Source organism: Devosia sp. WQ 349K1 (assembly GCF_016595685.1).
Classification (GTDB): domain Bacteria; phylum Pseudomonadota; class Alphaproteobacteria; order Rhizobiales; family Devosiaceae; genus Devosia.
On sequence record NZ_JAENGO010000005.1, the window covers coordinates 290,337 to 308,118 of the forward strand.

Sequence of the window (17,782 nt, forward strand, 5' to 3'; positions counted from 1 at the left end):
GGTTTGGATGCGTTCCTTGCGCAAACCAAAGTGAAAAGGAAATGAGCGTTCTATTCGCCCGAAATCATGACGGAGCCCTGCATCGGCGTGGTGGCTGGAGCGCCATTTTCCCAAGTGACATCAAGCCCGTTAAGGGGAACCACCGAGAGGCTCATTTTGCCAGAGCCTTGGTTCACCTCGCGCGCGTGGGCGAGATAGATGAGGGCATTATTGGCGCTGTCGTAGATGCGGGTAACGCGGAGCGACTTCCAAATCAGAGAGCGGTTCTGTTTGAAAATCTCTTCGCCACCCGAGCTGGTGCGGATGTTGCCAATGGTGATTGGGCCCACAGCATTGCAGTCGAGGGCGGAATGGGAGGGGTCTTCAAACCAATTGCCCTGGCTCACGCGGTCAATGAACGAGCGGTTGAAATAGGAAAGGTGGCAGACAACGCCTTGCACATTGGGATCGGCGACAGCCTCAATCGAGATGTCATTGCCAGTCCAGTCGACGCCAACACTGCCCACTTCGGATTGACGCCCACAGGCGATCAGGGCAAGCGCAGCAGTGGCGAGAACGGCAACTCGGGCAATAGCGTTCATCAACTTCTCCATTCGTGTCTCTATGAGATTGGGAACGATCTGCCGCGCTACAAGGTTTCGCGGAGCCTTAGCGCAAGTTTTGTCGGTCCATGACTTTTTCGAGCCATCGCACCAGCAGCGAAAGCGACAGCGTCATGGTCAGATAGAGAAAGGCCACAACGTTATAGGTCTCGAAGAACAGGAAGCTGTTCGAGGCGGACAGCTTACCCAGCTGGGTAATGTCCTGAACGCCGAGGGCTGACACAAGCGCGGAATCTTTGACCATAGAGACAAAGTCATTGCCGAGCGGTGGCAGCACAGTGCGGAACGCCTGGGGGAAGATGATGTGACGGAAGCAATTCCAACGCGACAGACCAAGCGCGCGGGCGGCCTCGATCTGGCCCTTGTCGACGGACTCTATACCAGCGCGGAAAATCTCGGCGATGAAGGCCGAGTAGCAGACCGTGAGCGCGAAGATGGCGCGCCAGACGAAATCAAAGCCGCGCACACTGGCCGGAGCCAGCCAGCCCAGCTCGATCACAGGCGAGAAGAGCCAGTTAAAGCCCGACACCATGGCCGGTGCGGCAACGAAGGCGATGTAAAAGAGGAAGACCAGGATGGGGATGCCGCGGATCAATTCAACGTAAAATGTTGCGATCTCGCTCAAGACCCGAATGCCCGAGGTGCGCGCTAAGGCCACCAAAAGGCCGAGCACGATTGCTGCGGCAAAGGCAAGTAGCGTGACCCAGAGTGTCGTGACCACGCCACCCGACACCGTGTCGAAGATTTTCGAATAGGTTTGATCGGCCGATATCGCCCAGAAGCCAAGAACGAAGATCAGGGCAAGGGTTACCAGCCACCAAGGCGTGCGGCTCATGAGCGAGGGGCGGCGGGGTTTATAAGTCATCAGACGCCAGTATTTTCTTTCGCCCTATAGGGCATAGCAAAGGCCCACTCGGCAAGCCGGAGTGGGCCTTTTTCAGTCAAAGCTCTGTCTTGAGCGTGCAGACTATTCGGCGGCGTATTCGAAGAACCAATAGTTGATGCGCTCATCGAGCCAGCCATCCTCGCGCATGCTGTCGAGGGCGGCATTGAACGGCTCAACGAGATCGGAGCCTGGGGTCAGAATGAAGCCCAGAGGGTCGGATTTGAGCGTTTCATCAATCTGCTTAAAGGCTCCGGGATCAGCGCCCATATAGCCGGTCGCAGCGGCCTGATCGGCGATAATGGCGTCGACGTCGCCAGCCTTTACGGCTTGAACGGCAGCGCCAAAGCTATCGAAGGTTTTGACGCGCGGATTGGCTTCGTCGCCATCAAGCACGTCATAGATCGCGGTATAGAAGGAAGAAGTGCCTGCCTGCGCGCCAAAGAGCAGATCGGCGTTTTCGGCAAAGCTCTCAGCACCCGTGATGCGCTCTTCATCGGCGCGGACGAGCAGATATTGCTCAACAGTGATGAACGGATCGGTGAAGTCGATCACCTCATCACGCTCTTCGGTGATGGTGATGCCATCGGCACCGATGTCAAACTGGCCGGAGCGGACCGCTTCGATCATCACGTCCCAAGCCGACAGATCCCACTCGATCTTGGCATTGAGGCGCTTGGCCACTTCGTTGATGACATCATATTCAAGGCCAATGCCGTCGCCGGTCTTCGGATCAGCAAAGTTCAGCGGGTAATAGGCGTTCTCGGTCACCGCATGGATGGTGCGGCCATCAAGGTTCGGCAGCTCGGCCGCAAAGCTCTGCGCGCTCAGCGCCAAAGCCAGTGCAGATACCGCTGCGCCGGTCAAAATCGTCTTCATGGAATTGTGTCTCCCAAGTCTCTGGGAGAGAGACTAGCTGAGTGCGCGAAATCTGCAAATATGTGGCGAGGAAACGCTTGGCTCAGGAGCCGCTTGAAATCAGAAAATTCGCTCGCCCCCAGTGGGTTTAAGCAAAGGCGTGGCGCTAGCGCGTCGGTCCCATCTCATGCAGGAGCCATTGGCGGAAGGCGCGAAGTTTGGGTGTTTCGCGACGCCCTTTGGCGGTGACCAGATAATAGGCATTATTGCCGGTGGTCGCACGGTGGAAGGGGCGAACCAAGCGCCCCATTTCCACCAATTCATCGGTCATCATGTCGACGGCGAGCAATAATCCTTGACCCGATAGGGCGGCATCGAAGGCTAGCGAGGCGTCGGAAATGACCGGGCCGTGCCCATGCGCGAGCGGAGATTTGCCCGCAGCTTTGGACCAGCTGGGCCAATCGAGCATGCTGGTCGTATCGATAATGACCGGCAGTTCGGCGTAGGGCCGATCTTTATGTGTTGCCCAGAAGTCCGGGGAACAGACCGGCTGGAAACTCTGGCCGCCGATTTTGGTGGCGTTGACACCAGGCCATTGCCCCGAGCCAAATCGCACCCCGCAATCAATGTCGCGCCGGTTGAGATCGGTCATCGCGGCAGTGACGCACAAGCGCAGCTCGATGTCAGAATGCGCTTGCGCAAAATTGCCCATGTGCCAGATGAGCCAGCGAGACGCAAAAACGCTGCCGACTGTGAGATTGAGCACGTTATCGTCGTCGCCCGTGACTTGCGCCAAAGCATCGCCGAGCGCAGCAAAGCCCGAGCTTAGTTGCGGCATGATCTCCATCAAGACTGGCAATGGGCGCAGGCCGTCACTGGTGCGCGCAAACAGCATCACGCCTAATCGCTCTTCGGCGCGGCGTATATGTTGGCTCACCGCCCCAACGGTGACGCCCAACTCATTTGCTGCGGGCGCGAGCGCACCGAGACGGGCCACGATTTCAATGGCCCGTAGCGCGTTCAGCGGAATAGGAAGTTGCGCACTCATATAGTTTTTCTATACGCGGCGGCAGGTCTTGTCGATTGGATAGGTGCAGTCGTTGGCGCAAAGTGAAGGTCATTCATTTTGTGAAAGGATACAAAATGTCTATTCTTGTTCCCGCGCTGCACCGTCTCAAACTGCTTTTCAAAAAGCTTGTGACGCCGCTTAATTGCGATGAGCCTGACCCACGCGACTGGGCCGATCTGCCGCCGCACCATCCCAAGTGCGAGTGACTTATTGACAATATCTCCCCGCGCAATCGTCGCCACGGCATTTCGCGTCGACGTGGAAGTGATTGGCGTGGGCGGCATTGGCATCGGGGCCAAGAACGGTGTTGAAGCGTTCGCAGGCTGCTTGCTGCGCAAACCTCAGGAACTGGCCCTCAAGCGCATCGCTCGGGCGCCAATCTTTTAAAACGTCTATCACCCGGCCATCGCCGAGGATAAAGCCGTGGACGTCGAGCGCATTGGCAAAGCTGTGCTCCGATACGCCGCCAGAGCGTGTGCCAATACGGGCGCGACACACCATAGACCCGCCTGAGGTTACGCTGGCGAGCGGGCTGTCCGTGAGTTCTTGGGCTTGGGCGTCCAGCACTGCGACCCAATCGGCGACGGCGGTGGCGACGCCGCAGGTAACGGTTGCTGGCATGGCCAGCGGAATATCGCGCCGTCCCACTTTTACTCCGGTCATCAGAATGGGCGAGGCGGTGCCACAGCGGCCTTCGGAGATCGGGGCGATCATCTCGCCGATCACCGTGCCATTCTTCAAAGCGGGGCAGGAGGCTTGTTCAGCCTGGGTTGCGGGCTCTGCTTGTTCGGGCTTTTCAGTGGGCTGGTCGCTGGTCGGCGCGACGGGCCGAACCTCTGGTCTTGGCGTCGGCATTGCGGGCGCCGCCGGTTCGCTCTTGCCGTTGTTGACGATGGTGATTTGGGACGCGAAGGGGTCCGGCGCAGTTTGCGCATTGTCTTGAGCCGCGCTGGCGGCGGAGAGAAGAATGAGCGTTACGAGGGCGAGACTGGGGCTTTGCATCGCTCGCTAACGTCGACTTAACGAAAGAGTTGCCGCAAAACCCACCTTTACTGCGCTGAAACCATCTTCTCGCCCTTGTTTGCATCTGCTATCAGCGCGCTCATGACAACGCCGCTCAAAAACATCCGCAATTTCTCCATCGTCGCGCACATCGACCATGGGAAGTCGACTCTTGCTGATCGCCTGATCCAGTTCACCGGGGGCCTAGAAGCCCGCGAGATGAAGGAGCAGGTGCTTGACAATATGGAGATTGAGCGCGAGCGCGGGATCACCATCAAGGCACAGACCGTGCGCCTCAACTATAAGGCGCAGGATGGTGAGGACTATGTTCTCAACCTTATCGACACGCCCGGACACGTTGACTTTGCTTATGAAGTCTCGCGCTCGATGTCGGCGGTGGAAGGTTCGCTGCTTGTCGTCGACGCCTCCCAGGGTGTGGAAGCGCAGACGCTCGCCAACGTCTATCATGCGTTAGAAGCCAACCATGAAATCGTCCCCGTCCTGAACAAGGTCGATCTGCCCGCGGCGGATATTCCGCGCGTAAAGACGCAGATTGAAGACGTAATCGGCATTGATGCTTCGGACGCGATTGAAATTTCGGCAAAGACCGGCCTCAACATTGAGGGCGTTCTGGAAGCCATCGTTACCCGTCTGCCAGCGCCGAAGGGCGATATCGACGCGCCGCTGAAGGCACTGCTGGTTGATAGCTGGTACGACACCTATCTCGGCGTTGTCGTTCTGGTTCGCATCATTGATGGTGTGATGAAGAAGGGCCAGCGCATCCGCATGATGGCCTCCGGCGCCGTCTATGATCTCGACCGCGTTGGCGTGAACACGCCTAAGCTGGTTGAAGTCAAAGAACTGACCCCAGGCGAACTTGGCGTTTTCACCGCTTCCATCAAGGAAGTGGCGGACACCAACGTTGGTGATACCATCACCGACGACCGTAAGCCGACCGCTGAGCCGCTGCCAGACTTCCGTCCGGCGCAGCCCGTGGTGTTCTGCGGTCTCTTCCCGGTTGATGCCTCGGACTTTGACGAGCTGCGCTCTGCCATGGGCAAGCTGCGCCTCAACGATGCGTCCTTCTCGTTTGAAATGGAAACTTCGGCCGCGCTCGGTTTCGGCTTCCGCTGCGGTTTCCTTGGGCTTTTGCACCTCGAAATCATTCAGGAACGCCTAAGCCGCGAGTTCGATCTCGATCTGATCGCGACGGCGCCATCCGTGGTTTACGAGATGGAGCTGACCGACGGCACCTCCATGCTGCTGCACAACCCGGCAGACATGCCGGACGTGATGAAGATCACCGAAATCCGCGAGCCGTGGATCAAGGCGACCATTCTCACCCCTGACGAATACCTCGGTTCGATCCTCAAGCTTTGCCAGGATCGTCGCGGCATTCAGACCAATCTGTCCTACGTTGGTTCGCGCGCCATGGTCGAATATGACCTGCCGCTCAACGAAGTGGTGTTCGACTTCTACGATCGCCTCAAGTCGATCTCGAAGGGCTATGCGAGCTTCGATTACCACCTCGACAACCATCGCGAAGGCGATCTGGTAAAGCTTTCGATCCTCGTCAATTCCGAACCGGTCGATGCGCTGTCCATGCTCGTTCACCGCACGGTGGCTGAATCGCGCGGTCGTCAGATGTGCGAAAAGCTCAAGGAACTGATCCCGCAGCACTTGTTCGTGATCCCGATCCAGGCGGCCATCGGCGGCAAGGTTATTGCCCGCGAAACCGTTCGCGCCATGCGTAAGGACGTGACGGCGAAGTGCTATGGCGGTGACGCCACCCGTAAGCGCAAGCTGCTCGATAAGCAGAAAAAGGGTAAGGCCAAGATGCGCCAATACGGCAACGTCAACATCCCGCAGGAAGCCTTCATCAAGGCCCTCAAGATGGGCGACGAATAGTTATTTGGGGCCTTTGGCTTCGTGAATACCAAGACCCCGGTGCGGAAGCGCCGGGGTCTTTTTGTTCGCGAATTAGCTGCCAGGCCGCTTTACGAGGGGCGCTGTGAGGATGTCTGGATTGACGAGCGGCCGAGCGATGACGCGATCTCGGGTAAATCCCACCATGGCCACCCAACCTTGCAAGCCATCGGCCGTGGTTGAGAAGCAATAGTCGTCCATGCAATCGCCCAGCTCAAACCGTGTTCCTTTCGGCATGAGGTAGACTTTAGGGGCCAGGCTCGTCGGCAGCATGCGGACGTTGAGGTCCGTATGTGCGGTCGCGACGCCTGCCGTTGGCTGGTTGGGCACGCTGTGCCTTACGGGCCAGACGCGCAGGTCATTGAGGACATAGCCAGTCAGGCGCGTGCGCAAATGCACGACGCGACAGAAATTGCCAGCGCAGCCCATGTTGTAAACCGCGTCACCAGCAGGGATCGTGAGGAATTCAGCGCTTGTACCGTTTGGTTCCAGGCTGAGCCTTTCGTGATGGTCGGTAAATTGGAAAACGACCGGCAGTTCTTCCGCGCTATTGGGTGATACTGCTAGTAATGCAAATAAAGGAGCCGCTAGCGCGGCTTTGATATTTTGAAATGCCATCATACCCTCCTTGATATGACGGTACGCTAAGACGATCTTCCTGAATGAGAAATGAATAGTGCTGTGGAACTAGCAAATGTGATGCGGTGTGTGAAATAAGTGCTTTGACCAAATGAGGACTAGTCTTTGAGCGGTAAAAGCCTGCGGAAAACCCCGGCAGGGTTGCCGGGGTACAATGTTGAGCGCGGTCAGCTAGGCCGCGACGCGCCAGCTGCTGGTGTTATTCATGTCGAGATAGAACATGGTGCGGTAGCCGTTGGCGAAGCCATTGAGGCTGTCGAGCGTGATGATGCCATTGTCGGTCTTAACGCCGAGCACCGCATGCCATTCGCCCGAACGCAGCTGGCCAATCTTGATGCGCATTGCCGAAACCGGATATCCCGCTTCGCTCAGTGCCATGATTTTGGCGAGCACATAGTCTTCGCAATCGGCGACGCCTCGCATCGGTACAGTCCAGTGGTCGCTCACGCCATAGGCGCGGCTATCGGACGAAAAGCGGTAGCGGGAATTGATCTGCTGGCTGATGCTCTGCAGCGTCGCTTCGAGCTCGCGCGAATAGGCGATAGACGAAGGGCCCGCAAAAGAGCTGCAAAAGTTCATGGGCTGGTCGCCGCGCATGCACATGTCCTCCCAACCGGCCTGCCGAACGGAGGAATAATCTACGGCATAAGCGGACAGTGGCTGAGCGAAGGTTAGGGCAGCCAATGCGATGCCAGCGACGCGGCGAAGCGAAGTAAAAATCTGCATGGTTCATCACCGAAAACGAGCGGACGCGTGGCCTCGCCAAGCAGGCGATTCCGCGGGTCACAACATGGATCTAGGGTTGCGTTGACCGCTCACATAGAGGGTGATGTTGGCTGGGTTAATACCGCTCACGAGAACGTAAATAACCAAGTTGTTATAAGTGGTTAGCTGCGCGAGCGCCGGTGGCGGCGCAAATCTTGGCGCAATTAAACTTGCCGTTATCCGGATCAAGTTTTCGAATATATCGCAAGGCTAGTGGTTTAGAATTGCCTGTAATTGGCAATTTGAAAGCTGCGTGGCGCAATATTCATTGGCCGGATTGAAGTATAAAGCGTTCGTTGGGCGACATTGCGCTGTCGGCTTTGTGATCGCTGATTGCAGGCGAAGTGCCGTGAACGCGCGGTAGCGTCGACATTTCAACGGCGTAGGCTTGGGTTGAGGTGGAAGAACTGTGTTTTAGTAAAGCCAGTTGCTGCTAGATCTGCGTCTTCCTCTGCGGGCGAGAGGCATGGGTTTGCGCGATAGCACTGGAGGATGGCCTTGCTGATGGTTCAGGCAAGGCGACCTCCGGTGGCTTATCGCCGGCTTTTCTTAAGGACGCGGATGGTGCTGCAACTGCCCACCCTTGGTGGCATCATCAATGGCCGCGATCTCTTCGGCGCTCAGGTCGATATTATTGAGCACACCAAGATTGTCCTTGAGCTGCTCAAGCGAACGCACGCCGATGAGGGCCGAGGTCATCTCCTTGCGGCGCAATACCCAGCTGAGCGCCAACTGCACCATGGTCTGGCCGCGGGACTTGGCAATTTCACCCAGTTTCTCGACGGCATCCAAAACGCGCGGTTCAATCTGATTGGCGCGCAACGACCCATTGGGGTTTTCAGCGCGTGTGCCCGCCACAGTGCCCGAATTATACTTGCCCGAGAGCACGCCCTGCGCCAGTGGCGAGAAGGCGATCACGCCAATGCCCAGCTCGCCGCAAGCGTCGATGGTTTTGTCGTTTTCAATCCAGCGATTGATCATCGAATAGCTGGGTTGGTGAATGGTGGTGGCGACGCCCATGTCCTTGAGTATGCGATGGGCTTCTCGGGTTTCTTTCTCCGGATAGGAGGAGATACCGACGTAAAGCGCCTTGCCGGATTTCACAGCGTGCGCCAGCGCGCCCATGGTCTCTTCAAGCGGCGTTTCGGGGTCGAAGCGGTGCGAATAGAAAATGTCGACATAATCGAGCCCCATGCGCTTTAGGCTCTGATCAAGGCTGGCGAGCATATATTTGCGGCTCCCCCATTCGCCGTAAGGGCCTGGCCACATATTGTAGCCAGCCTTGGTCGAGACGATCATTTCATCGCGATAAGGGCGGAAGTCACGGGTCATGACCTGCCCAAAGAGCTCTTCTGACGAGCCCGCTGGCGGGCCGTAATTATTGGCTAGATCAAAGTGGGTGATACCCTGGTCAAAAGCGTAGCCCAAAATCTCCATGGCGCTCGGATAGTCGCGTGTGCCGCCAAAATTTTGCCAAAGGCCGAGACTGACGACGGGGAGTTTCAGACCCGAATGGCCCGAACGACGATAATGCATCGTGTCATATCGAGCAGGGTCGGCGCGGTAGGTCATCTCAGTCTCCCAAACAAATCTTGCCTGCCCGTGACGCCGGGCTTTTGTGGTGCTATGAGCGGGTCAACGAAGACGTCCGCACCCAGCTCAGATAGTACAGTGTCCCAGCAAGATCATCCATACAAGGTATTGGCCATCTACAAGTTTGCCTCTCTGCCCGACGCGGCGGAGATCAAGGCGCCGCTTGCGGAATTTTGTTGCGCGCGTGGTATTAAGGGGACGTTGATCCTCGCGCCTGAGGGCATCAATGGCACTGTCGCAGGTGCGCCGGACGCGATCGACGCTCTTTCCGATTATTTGTTTGCTTCCGGGCCTTTCGGCACACGTTTGGCTGGCGCGGAAGCCAAGTATTCCTTCGCTGACAGCGAGCCGTTCCTGCGCATGAAAGTGCGGCTCAAGCCCGAGATCGTCACCCTTCGCGCGCCGCAGGTTGATCCCAACCGTGAGGTTGGCACCTATGTCGAGCCAGAAGACTGGAATGCGCTGATCGAGCGTAATGACGTCATCCTGATCGATACGCGCAACGATTACGAAGTCGATATCGGCACCTTCCAGCGGGCCATCGACCCCAAGACCGAGAGCTTTGTCGAGTTCAAGGATTATGTCGCCAATAATCTCGACCCTAAGCAGCACAAGAAGGTCGCCATGTTCTGCACCGGCGGTATCCGGTGTGAAAAGGCGTCGAGCTATATGCTCAGCCAGGGGTTTGAAGAGGTCTTCCACCTCAAGGGCGGGATCCTCAAATATCTTGAGAAAGTGCCGGAAGAGAACAGCCGCTTTAACGGCGAGTGCTTCGTGTTCGACGAGCGCGTTTCGGTCGGTCATGGTCTGGAGATTGGTACGGCAACGCTCTGCCGTTCATGCCGCCATCCGCTGACCGAACAGGACCGCGCGCATGAGCACTATGTTGAAGGCGTAAGCTGCTCGCACTGCATCAACGATGAAGGTAAGCGCAAGGCTGCGGCTGAGCGTCAGCACCAGATCGATCTCGCTGCAAAGCGTGGCTTGGCGCATATGGGTGACGCGGCAGTTGAAGCTGCACGCAAGGCTCGTGAGGCGAAAAAGCAACGTGCTGAGCAATCGCGAGCGCTCAACGCTAAGGCGGCGGCCAAAGCGGCTCACTAAGGCCGTCGCACTAATTTGAATTCAGGAGGGGGCCACTTGGCCCCCTTTTTGCGATTTAGAGTGTGAGGCCTGCCGCTTTGACAGCTTCAGTATAGCTGCGGCTGACCGGCACGCGCTTCCCCGTTTCAAGTTCGAGCAGCAGCTTACCATTCTCCCGGACGCAACCGCGGACAGCATCCAACGCTACCCAATGGGAGCGGTGTACCTGTAGCCCGGCGATTGGGGCGGTTTCTCGCATGGCATCCGACAGGCGCAACAGCAGCAAGGCTGTGCCGCGATCGGTGGAGACCTCAACATAGTGGTCAGCCACAGCCAAGTGAAGCAACCGACCTCTCTGGTGCAGCGGCATGCGGCTGAGTAGAGCTGGCGTCGCGTCCGCCACGTTGGTGGGCGCTTGGCGCGGTGTGAACACTGCACTCAGCACTGTGACAGCGGCCGAAATCGCTATGCAATAGAGCGTTAAACTCGCAGCTTCTCTGGTCGGGAAGGACCAGCCAAAAGCGAGTTGATTGACACCGATGACGCAGGCGACGACTGGCAGCCCGGCAATGCTTCCAGCGACAAGGGCTCGCGGCACGGGCGGCAAGCGGGTGCCGAGCAATAGCTCAAAAAAACTTGCGGTCGCGGTGCCAATGATTGCGGTGACGACGACCACTGCCGCCCAATAGGGCAGGCGAATATGAAGCGGTAAATCGAAGGAGCCGAAAGGCCCAATCATCCCCACCAGTAAGGCGATGATCGTGAGCGTTATCCAACTGCGCGCATCACCCGCAAGGGTGCGCATTTCACGAAGCGTAGACTGCAGGATGGTGTGGTTCACGTAGGGGAGCGGCCATTGGCGAAATGGAGGTTGTACGGGGCGAGCTTATAGAGCCATGGCGAAGAGGCAAGCAAGATCAAGGTCTCCCATGTCGCTCACTCCTCTGCTCAATGCTGGTCTCGTGATCCAAATTCATGTCATCGCGGCCATTGCCGCATTCCTGCTGGGCGCCTTGGTGCTGTGGCGTCGCAAGGGGACGCGGCTGCACAAGGCCTTGGGCAAGGTCTGGGTTGTGCTGATGCTGGTGGTGGCCACCAGTTCGTTGTTCATCCATGAGGGCCGGCTGTTCGGGCCGTTCAGCCCGATCCACATTCTGACGCTTGTTACCTATATCGGGATTGGCCAAGCCCTATGGGCGATCAAGGTGCAGCGCGATGTGGTGGCACACCGTGCTGGCATGCAGGGCACCTATATTGGCGCGCTGTTGCTTGCGGGCGCATTCACCTTCTTGCCGGGTCGTCGCATGCACGCGGTCTTGTTTGGCGCAGAGGCGGGGTGGACCCCGTCTCTCGTGATTATCGGTCTGGCGCTGAGTGTCGCTGCGTTGTCGTGGTGGCGACTGTTGCGCGGCGCACATTCTGTCCAGCGCTAGGCGTTGCCGATGAGAATGCCGGCGGCGAAAACCAAGGCGCCGCCGAGCACCACTTGCAATACGGCGCGCCAGAACGGGGTCTGCATATAGCGCTTTTGAATGTAAGCGATGGCCCAGAGCTCGAGAATAACGACGGCTGCTGCCACCCACGTCGCAACCCAGAAGTCTGCGATGAGATAGGGTAGAGCATGGCCCAGGCCGCCAACAGCTGTCATGATCCCTGCAGCAAAGCCGCGCTTGATCGGCGAGCCACGCCCGGTCAGCTTACCGTCGTCAGACGCTGCCTCGGTAAAGCCCATGGAAATGCCCGCGCCAACGGCTGCGGCAAGACCAACCAAAAATGTCTGATGCGTGTCGCCCGTGGCGAAGGCGGCGGCAAAGACCGGGGCCAAGGTCGAGACGGAGCCATCCATCAGGCCGGCAAGGCCGGGCTGGACATAGGTGAGCAGGAACTGACGATGGGTTTCATTCTTCTCGCTCTCGTGCCCGTCGGCGCCGAGATGGGTCTCGTCAAGGTCAGTGGCGCGCTTGGCGTGGCCCTTTTCGGCCTGCGCCAGATCGCCCAGCAGCTTGCGGGTCGACACATCGCTCACCTGCGCGGCAGCGGCGAGGTAGAAGCGGAATGCGGCTTCTTCCATCTCCCAAACCTGCTGACGTGCCTGCTCAAGGGTGAGCGTTTTCAAAAGCCAGATAGGCTTGCGGGTGAGAAAGCCACGAACGTGTTCGCGGCGAATGGGCACCAGATGCTCGCCGAACTTGGTCAGGTACAGATCGAGCAGGCGACGCCTATGTTCGTTCTCCTCAGCGGCCATGCCTTCAAACAGCGCGCCAGAGCCTGGATAGGTCTCGCCCAGACGGCTAGCAAACTCCAGATAGATACGCCCATCTTCCTCTTCCGCAGCAATCGCTAGTGCGAGAATTTCGCGTTCGGAAAGGGATGAAAAATCGCGGCGGGCATCAGGCCAGAGCTTCAGCATCGTTGTTCACTGTTTAGAATGGTTCTAATCATTGTTTAGAATGTTTCTAAACTTAGCGCAAGCGTGATCGCGTGTCGCGCTTGAGCCTTGCGCCAGTTCCGGCTATGGCTGGCGCCATGGCAAACCGCAGACATACATTGGCGCGTGAAACTGGCATCGCTCTGGCGGTGCTGGCGATGTATGTACTGACGCTGCTGCTGCCACTGCACAGCGCAGCTGGTTTGCAACGCGATCTCAATGCGCTCGGCTTTTCCAACCTCGCCAGTTGGTCGGTCTGCTCGTCCATTGCCAATGATCGGGACACTGATCCAACTGACCCGGCAGCGCTGACGTGTCCTGCAACGGGCGTAGCCAAATCGCAGCTGACCGCCGTATTGCCGCCGGCAATCACGATCGAAGTGCCTGAAGCGCACGCGCTTGGCAATTTCGTTCCTTCAATCCTTGCTGCGGCGGGCTCCCTGCCAGCGCACTTCGGTCAATCGCGCGCGCCTCCAGCTCTGGTCTGACGTCTTGGGCCAAGTGCCCGACTAGACCCCTTTGATCTGGAGATTTCCATGTTCCGTTCCGCCCTCCGCGCGACCCTTTTTGCTTTGCCGCTTGTCGTTGCAGGCCCTGCTTTTGCTCATAATGGCGTTGACCACAGCAAGGACGCTGAAACGTCCACCCCGGCAGAAGCCCACGCTGAAACCAAAATCGGCGATCTGACTATCACCGGCGCATTTACCCGCGCGACCCTGCCCAAGGCCCCAGTTGGTGGTGGCTACTTCTCCGTCCAGAATTCTGGCGACGCCGATGACCGCCTGATTTCGGTCTCTTCGCCCGTTGCCAAGGAAGGCCAGATCCACGAAATGGCTATGGTCGGCGATGTCATGAAAATGCAGCAGCTGTCCGATGGACTGGTTATTCCGGCAGGTGAAACTGTCGAGCTTAAGCCAGGTGGTTATCACCTGATGCTAATGGGCCTGAGCGAACAATTGGTGGAGGGCGAAACCATTCCACTGACCCTGACTTTTGAAACTGCTGGCGAGATCACCATTGATCTGCCGATCGCAGCGACTGCCGCCTCTGGCGCGCCTTGCCATATGAGCCACGAATAATGTCCCGCATGAAAAACATCCGCGTCCTCCTTTGGGCCTTGGTTGGCACGGCCGCTCTGACCGCGACCGGGCTTTATGTTTACAACGCCAATCGGCCTGCCGTTACCGCGAACTTTGGTGCCGGGGACTATACGCTCGAAGCCGGGAATGGAGATAAGTTCACTTATGCCTCCCTCAGCGGCAATCCATCCATGCTGTTCTTTGGCTTCACCCATTGTCCGGATGTCTGCCCGACAACTCTGGCGGAAATGACCAGCTGGTACGAAGTTCTTGGCCCTGAGGCGAAGGATTTGAAGGCCTATTTCGTGACCGTTGACCCAGAGCGCGATACGCCACAAGTGGTCGCTGACTATGTGTCCTGGGCTGAGCCTGTTGTCGGCTTGAGCGGTTCGCTCGAAGAGATCGACAAGTTCGCCAAGGCCTGGGGTGCATTCTACGAAAAATCGCCGCTCGATAACGGCGACTACACGATGAACCACACTGCATCGGTGTATCTCATCAATGCCAATGGCGAGTTTGAAGGCACGATTGCCTATGAAGAGGGCGGCGCAACCGCCATCGGCAAGCTGAAAAAGCTGCTCGCTAAGGGCTAGAATTTTCGAATGTAGAAGGGCGGCCAGTTGGTCGCCCTTTTGGTTTTCGGTCGCTAGTGCAGGAAGCGCTCCATGCGGAATGGCGCGATGTTGATCGCAGTAGGCTCCCCGGTCATGGTCTGCGCCAGAAGTTCGCCCGTTGCCGGGCCAAGGGTGAACCCGTGGTGGGCGTGGCCAATGCCGACATAAAGCCCGTTATGACGTGGGGCTTTGCCAATGATCGGCATCATATCGGGCGTGCAGGGGCGCGCGCCCTTCCAGGGTTGCGGATCAACGCGCTCGCCGAGGGGGAAGATTTCGCGCGCTTTGGCCTCGGCTTTGGCCAGCTGAACGGGCGTTGGTGCTGCATCGCGCAGCGCAAACTCCGCACCCGTCGTGATGCGCACGCCGCGCGCCATGGGCGCCATGGCATAGCCGACCTCGGGATCGAGTAGCGTGTGACCAAGGGTGGCATTGCCCTCAAGCGTATAATGCATGTGATAGCCGCGCTTAACAAAGAGCGGCAGGCGATAGCCTAAGGGCTCGAGTACATCGGGTGCCCATGGGCCGAGCGTGACGACAGCCTGCTTGCCGGTGACGGTCGTGCCGTTGACCTTGGTCGACCACACGCCTGCACTCTCGGAAAGGTCGGAGGCCGCGCCCTTGATGAAGGTGCCACCCATCGCGCGGAAGAGCTCAAAATAAGCTGTCACGAGGGCACCCGGGTCGCTCACCGTCCACGGGTCTGTCCAATGAATAGCGCCGACGATTTTGCTCGTGACATAAGGTTCGATGGCGCTGAGCGCGGCGTGATCGACGACTTTGTACCCGACACCAAACAGCTCGTTATCGCGTTTGGCTTTGGCCGCTTCTGCCTGCAGTTTTTCTGGCGTGCGGAAGGCCAAATACCAACCCTCGCGCTTGATGAGCTTTTCGGCATCGGGCCCGGCGGCGTTGATCAGATCGGAATGGGCGTCAATTGAGCGACCTATGAGCGGCGCATAATTTTCCACCACACGGCGATAGTGTTCGGGGGAGGATTCCCACCAATAGCGGAGCAATGGTGGCGCCAGCTTGGGCAAGGCAAGAGGCGCATAGCGAGCCGCAACGGAGAGATGAAGGCCCACTTGAGCCAATGTGTGCAGATCACGTGGGAAAGGGTGTGGGCGAACGCCCTCGCGCTGGATGATGCCAGCATTGCCAAATGAGGTCTCGCGGCCCGGGTCATTTTTATCAATGATGGTGACGCTTCGGCCGCGACGCAGCAGATGGATCCCAGTTGAAATACCAACAATACCAGCACCAAGGATAATGACGTCGTTCATAATGACCGCCTTTCAATAGTCCAAGGCTAGAGCAAATTTTTCTCTTCTGCCACTCGGAGGGCGTAGAAAAAGACTATCGCTCTGCGGCGGATCTTGCCGGGTTTGGAGAACAATAAGGCGCGGGCCGAAGTTGATCAAAAGAAAAGCCCGTGGCGATTACCACGGGCTGAGAAATGTTCTGTTCGTGACAGTTGCGAGCCTATGCTTCAGCCACGTCGGCGTCTGGGCCGCGTTCTTGCAGCGATTTGATCGCGTTTTTAGCAGAGGCTTTCGAGGTATAGGTCTCGGTGCGGACCATGGTCTCGCCATTGGAGGCGACGAAGCGCACGAAATGCTGGCCGTCCTTGGAGGCCACGATTTCAAAGCGATAGCCCGAGCCGGTCTCGTCTTTGGACAGATCGACCGTCGGTGCGGCTGGCGCGTTTTTCTTGAGGCTTTCGATGGCGCTCTTGGCCGAGGCCTTTTGCTTGTAGTTTTCGGACCAGAAGATTTTTTCCGAATTATAGGAGAAATCAAATTTGAACTGGTCGTTGGCTGCGCCGGTAATATTGAAACGATGTGGCATGACGAAATGTCCCCTCCGTGAGTCGGCCTCGTAAGACTAGCGCAGGCTAAGTTGTTGGTCAGCCCTCGATTGTGGGCGCGCGGACGCCGTCGGTATGGCCAAGGCTGCGTTCAGGATCAATCCGATCGCGCACCATTTGCTTGAGCACGCGACTATCGGGAAATCCGCCATTGGCCTTGCGTTCCCAGACGAGATCTTCCCCGAAGTGGATCTCAAATATGCCGCCGGTGCCGGGGATAAGCGTTACCGAGCCCAGCGTGTCACTAAAGGTCGAGAGCAGTTCCTGCGCCATCCAGGCCGACCGCAGCATCCAATTGCATTGGGTGCAGTAGGTGATGGAGACGGCTAGTTTTTCCAATTTCATCCCCTGCGACATCGTCGGTAGAACCATGCCAAATCTAGATGTCCATGGGTATAAAAATATTTAAGTGTTTTTCCTTGCGTATCAATACCTAGGCAGTACCTTGTCCCAAGGGGGCAAGTATGGCTGCGGGCGTTTTTATTCATCGCGTCGACACGAATTATAACGACGCACCCGGGCGCTATCATTTCCCCGGGCGTTACTACTCGCGTGTGAAATCGCTTGAAGGGCAATGGGCGGTTTATTACGAGCCTGTGAAAGTACGAAACTCCCGCGGTTTTTATGCAATGGGGATCGTCGATAAAGTGGAGCCTGACTTCGTCGGCGGTGGCGACATGTTTTACGCCCACATCGACCCAGCCAACTTCGTCGATTTCCCTTATCCGGTACCGCAGCGGGGCGCTGATGGCCGCCTAGTGGAAAGAGCACTTGAAGGGCAGAGTGGCGGTGTTTCCGGAAATCGTCAGTCAGCAGTAAGGCCGCTGGCTGACGCTGATTTTCGGCGCATTGTAGAGCAAGGTTTTCGGCGTCCGTTTGAAGAGGTTTTTGGGGCAAATCAGGTGGCGCCCCCAATTGGCGGTGGCCTATATGACCAATCTGTCCCCTTCGAGTACGAAGTATCGCGTGAACGAAAAGCTCGCACCGTGAATGCGGTCGTCCGAGCGACAGGATTTCGAGACGCTGTGCTTAGGGCTTACGATAATCGATGCGCGGTGACAGGATCAAATATTTCGTCTTTGGATGGTTCGGTGGAAGCGCAAGCAGCACATATTCGTCCAGTAACGAAAGGTGGGCCCGATGTCATTTCCAACGGCATTGCGTTGAGCCACACAGCGCACTGGTTGTTCGACAACGGGCTACTCTCGGTGACAGATGATCGTTCGATCCTTGTCTCCCGTCACCTCAATGACGCGGAAAGCGTGCGAGCATTGCTAAACGCTTCGGGCCGCATCATCGACCCGATGGATTTTCGACATCGGCCGCATCCTGTCTTTTTTCAGTGGCATCGGGACAATGTTTTTAAGCACTAGT

Annotated in this window: 21 protein-coding genes and 1 pseudogene; 8 read left to right on the plus strand and 14 right to left on the minus strand. The window is 57.6% G+C overall.

Annotated features, from left to right (window positions below; translation table 11 throughout):
- Positions 1-50: 50 nt before the first annotated feature.
- From JHL21_RS12095 to JHL21_RS12110, 4 genes are all read right to left on the minus strand, one after another.
- Positions 51-572 (minus strand): CreA family protein, encoded by a 522-nt coding sequence (locus JHL21_RS12095; protein WP_367948186.1) that lies wholly within the window; start codon positions 570-572, stop codon positions 51-53.
- Between the two features lie 76 nt (positions 573-648).
- On the minus strand, positions 649-1,467 hold the full coding sequence (locus tag JHL21_RS12100; RefSeq protein ID WP_199531184.1) for an amino acid ABC transporter permease: 819 nt from the start codon (positions 1,465-1,467) through the stop codon (positions 649-651).
- A 102-nt stretch (positions 1,468-1,569) separates the two neighbouring features.
- Positions 1,570-2,364 carry an ABC transporter substrate-binding protein gene (locus JHL21_RS12105; RefSeq protein ID WP_169194243.1) on the minus strand — a complete coding sequence of 265 codons (795 nt, stop codon included), beginning with the start codon at positions 2,362-2,364 and terminating at the stop codon, positions 1,570-1,572.
- A 145-nt stretch (positions 2,365-2,509) separates the two neighbouring features.
- Positions 2,510-3,391, minus strand: coding sequence for a LysR substrate-binding domain-containing protein (locus tag JHL21_RS12110; protein ID WP_200213697.1), 882 nt, complete (start codon positions 3,389-3,391; stop codon positions 2,510-2,512).
- Between the two features lie 95 nt (positions 3,392-3,486).
- Between JHL21_RS12110 and JHL21_RS17910 the strand changes: the two genes are divergently transcribed.
- Complete coding sequence (locus JHL21_RS17910) at positions 3,487-3,618, plus strand: hypothetical protein (RefSeq protein WP_302052398.1); 132 nt, start codon at positions 3,487-3,489, stop codon at positions 3,616-3,618.
- Position 3,619: 1 nt separating this feature from the next.
- Here JHL21_RS17910 and JHL21_RS12115 read toward each other — a convergent pair whose 3' ends face one another.
- On the minus strand, positions 3,620-4,414 hold the full coding sequence (locus tag JHL21_RS12115; protein ID WP_200213699.1) for an extensin family protein: 795 nt from the start codon (positions 4,412-4,414) through the stop codon (positions 3,620-3,622).
- 102 nt (positions 4,415-4,516) lie between these two features.
- Between JHL21_RS12115 and lepA the strand changes: the two genes are divergently transcribed.
- Positions 4,517-6,322 carry a translation elongation factor 4 gene (gene lepA, locus JHL21_RS12120; RefSeq protein ID WP_182394656.1) on the plus strand — a complete coding sequence of 602 codons (1,806 nt, stop codon included), beginning with the start codon at positions 4,517-4,519 and terminating at the stop codon, positions 6,320-6,322.
- A gap of 72 nt (positions 6,323-6,394) precedes the next feature.
- Here the strand turns inward: lepA and JHL21_RS12125 are convergent, their stop codons facing one another.
- From JHL21_RS12125 to JHL21_RS12135, 3 genes are all read right to left on the minus strand, one after another.
- Positions 6,395-6,958, minus strand: coding sequence for a hypothetical protein (locus tag JHL21_RS12125; protein ID WP_200213700.1), 564 nt, complete (start codon positions 6,956-6,958; stop codon positions 6,395-6,397).
- 192 nt (positions 6,959-7,150) lie between these two features.
- Positions 7,151-7,705: a transglutaminase-like cysteine peptidase gene (locus tag JHL21_RS12130; RefSeq protein WP_200213702.1), complete on the minus strand. Its 555-nt coding sequence runs from the start codon at positions 7,703-7,705 to the stop codon at positions 7,151-7,153.
- Positions 7,706-8,293: 588 nt separating this feature from the next.
- The gene (locus JHL21_RS12135; RefSeq protein ID WP_200213704.1) at positions 8,294-9,316 is read right to left on the minus strand and encodes an aldo/keto reductase; all 1,023 of its coding nucleotides are present in this window, start codon (positions 9,314-9,316) and stop codon (positions 8,294-8,296) included.
- A 99-nt stretch (positions 9,317-9,415) separates the two neighbouring features.
- On the opposite strand from JHL21_RS12135, the gene JHL21_RS12140 reads away from it, so the two are divergent.
- Positions 9,416-10,441, plus strand: coding sequence for a rhodanese-related sulfurtransferase (locus JHL21_RS12140; RefSeq protein WP_367948182.1), 1,026 nt, complete (start codon positions 9,416-9,418; stop codon positions 10,439-10,441).
- Positions 10,442-10,496: 55 nt separating this feature from the next.
- Here the strand turns inward: JHL21_RS12140 and JHL21_RS18015 are convergent, their stop codons facing one another.
- Positions 10,497-11,261: a LytTR family DNA-binding domain-containing protein gene (locus tag JHL21_RS18015; RefSeq protein ID WP_200213708.1), complete on the minus strand. Its 765-nt coding sequence runs from the start codon at positions 11,259-11,261 to the stop codon at positions 10,497-10,499.
- An 88-nt stretch (positions 11,262-11,349) separates the two neighbouring features.
- Between JHL21_RS18015 and JHL21_RS12150 the strand changes: the two genes are divergently transcribed.
- Positions 11,350-11,853 (plus strand): DUF2306 domain-containing protein, encoded by a 504-nt coding sequence (locus JHL21_RS12150; protein ID WP_200213710.1) that lies wholly within the window; start codon positions 11,350-11,352, stop codon positions 11,851-11,853.
- Here the strand turns inward: JHL21_RS12150 and mbfA are convergent.
- Positions 11,850-12,830 carry an iron exporter MbfA gene (gene mbfA, locus JHL21_RS12155; RefSeq protein ID WP_200213711.1) on the minus strand — a complete coding sequence of 327 codons (981 nt, stop codon included), beginning with the start codon at positions 12,828-12,830 and terminating at the stop codon, positions 11,850-11,852. The genes JHL21_RS12150 and mbfA overlap by 4 nt on opposite strands.
- Positions 12,831-12,901: 71 nt before the next feature.
- Here mbfA and JHL21_RS12160 point away from each other — a divergent pair, with 71 nt between their 5' ends.
- From JHL21_RS12160 to JHL21_RS12170, 3 genes are read left to right on the plus strand one after another with little or no spacing between them, the layout of a single operon-like run.
- Positions 12,902-13,336, plus strand: a complete 435-nt coding sequence (locus JHL21_RS12160) for a hypothetical protein (protein ID WP_210338895.1) — start codon at positions 12,902-12,904, stop codon at positions 13,334-13,336.
- A gap of 48 nt (positions 13,337-13,384) precedes the next feature.
- Complete coding sequence (locus JHL21_RS12165; RefSeq protein WP_200213714.1) at positions 13,385-13,927, plus strand: copper chaperone PCu(A)C; 543 nt, start codon at positions 13,385-13,387, stop codon at positions 13,925-13,927.
- On the plus strand, positions 13,927-14,520 hold the full coding sequence (locus JHL21_RS12170; RefSeq protein WP_200213716.1) for an SCO family protein: 594 nt from the start codon (positions 13,927-13,929) through the stop codon (positions 14,518-14,520). Before JHL21_RS12165 ends, JHL21_RS12170 begins: the two co-directional genes overlap by 1 nt.
- Positions 14,521-14,573: 53 nt before the next feature.
- Here JHL21_RS12170 and JHL21_RS12175 read toward each other — a convergent pair whose 3' ends face one another.
- The 4 genes and pseudogenes from JHL21_RS12175 to JHL21_RS12185 form a co-directional block, all read right to left on the minus strand.
- The gene (locus JHL21_RS12175; RefSeq protein ID WP_200213788.1) at positions 14,574-15,827 is read right to left on the minus strand and encodes an FAD-binding oxidoreductase; all 1,254 of its coding nucleotides are present in this window, start codon (positions 15,825-15,827) and stop codon (positions 14,574-14,576) included.
- 196 nt (positions 15,828-16,023) lie between these two features.
- Entirely contained in the window at positions 16,024-16,221 is a 198-nt protein-coding gene (locus tag JHL21_RS17770) for a DUF1508 domain-containing protein (RefSeq protein ID WP_248305898.1), read from the minus strand.
- Positions 16,207-16,389: pseudogene (locus JHL21_RS17775) on the minus strand (YegP family protein); the annotation flags it as partial. The pseudogene JHL21_RS17775 and the gene JHL21_RS17770, both read right to left, overlap by 15 nt.
- Positions 16,390-16,447: 58 nt before the next feature.
- Entirely contained in the window at positions 16,448-16,753 is a 306-nt protein-coding gene (locus tag JHL21_RS12185; RefSeq protein ID WP_200213717.1) for a SelT/SelW/SelH family protein, read from the minus strand.
- A 119-nt stretch (positions 16,754-16,872) separates the two neighbouring features.
- Here JHL21_RS12185 and JHL21_RS12190 point away from each other — a divergent pair, with 119 nt between their 5' ends.
- Positions 16,873-17,781 (plus strand): HNH endonuclease, encoded by a 909-nt coding sequence (locus JHL21_RS12190; RefSeq protein WP_200213719.1) that lies wholly within the window; start codon positions 16,873-16,875, stop codon positions 17,779-17,781.
- Position 17,782: the final 1 nt, after the last annotated feature.

What these genes read in the sequence shown, in the direction of transcription:
- JHL21_RS12100 (WP_199531184.1), bottom strand. Translation starts at nt 1,467, where the DNA reads ATGACTTATAAACCCCGCCGCCCCTCGCTCATGAGCCGCACGCCTTGG.
- JHL21_RS12105 (WP_169194243.1), bottom strand. Translation starts at nt 2,364, where the DNA reads ATGAAGACGATTTTGACCGGCGCAGCGGTATCTGCACTGGCTTTGGCG.
- JHL21_RS12110 (WP_200213697.1), bottom strand. Translation starts at nt 3,391, where the DNA reads ATGAGTGCGCAACTTCCTATTCCGCTGAACGCGCTACGGGCCATTGAA.
- JHL21_RS17910 (WP_302052398.1), top strand. Translation starts at nt 3,487, where the DNA reads ATGTCTATTCTTGTTCCCGCGCTGCACCGTCTCAAACTGCTTTTCAAA.
- JHL21_RS12115 (WP_200213699.1), bottom strand. Translation starts at nt 4,414, where the DNA reads ATGCAAAGCCCCAGTCTCGCCCTCGTAACGCTCATTCTTCTCTCCGCC.
- lepA (WP_182394656.1), top strand. Translation starts at nt 4,517, where the DNA reads ATGACAACGCCGCTCAAAAACATCCGCAATTTCTCCATCGTCGCGCAC.
- JHL21_RS12125 (WP_200213700.1), bottom strand. Translation starts at nt 6,958, where the DNA reads ATGGCATTTCAAAATATCAAAGCCGCGCTAGCGGCTCCTTTATTTGCA.
- JHL21_RS12130 (WP_200213702.1), bottom strand. Translation starts at nt 7,705, where the DNA reads ATGCAGATTTTTACTTCGCTTCGCCGCGTCGCTGGCATCGCATTGGCT.
- JHL21_RS12135 (WP_200213704.1), bottom strand. Translation starts at nt 9,316, where the DNA reads ATGACCTACCGCGCCGACCCTGCTCGATATGACACGATGCATTATCGT.
- JHL21_RS12150 (WP_200213710.1), top strand. Translation starts at nt 11,350, where the DNA reads ATGTCGCTCACTCCTCTGCTCAATGCTGGTCTCGTGATCCAAATTCAT.
- mbfA (WP_200213711.1), bottom strand. Translation starts at nt 12,830, where the DNA reads ATGCTGAAGCTCTGGCCTGATGCCCGCCGCGATTTTTCATCCCTTTCC.
- JHL21_RS12165 (WP_200213714.1), top strand. Translation starts at nt 13,385, where the DNA reads ATGTTCCGTTCCGCCCTCCGCGCGACCCTTTTTGCTTTGCCGCTTGTC.
- JHL21_RS12170 (WP_200213716.1), top strand. Translation starts at nt 13,927, where the DNA reads ATGTCCCGCATGAAAAACATCCGCGTCCTCCTTTGGGCCTTGGTTGGC.
- JHL21_RS12185 (WP_200213717.1), bottom strand. Translation starts at nt 16,753, where the DNA reads ATGAAATTGGAAAAACTAGCCGTCTCCATCACCTACTGCACCCAATGC.
- JHL21_RS12190 (WP_200213719.1), top strand. Translation starts at nt 16,873, where the DNA reads ATGGCTGCGGGCGTTTTTATTCATCGCGTCGACACGAATTATAACGAC.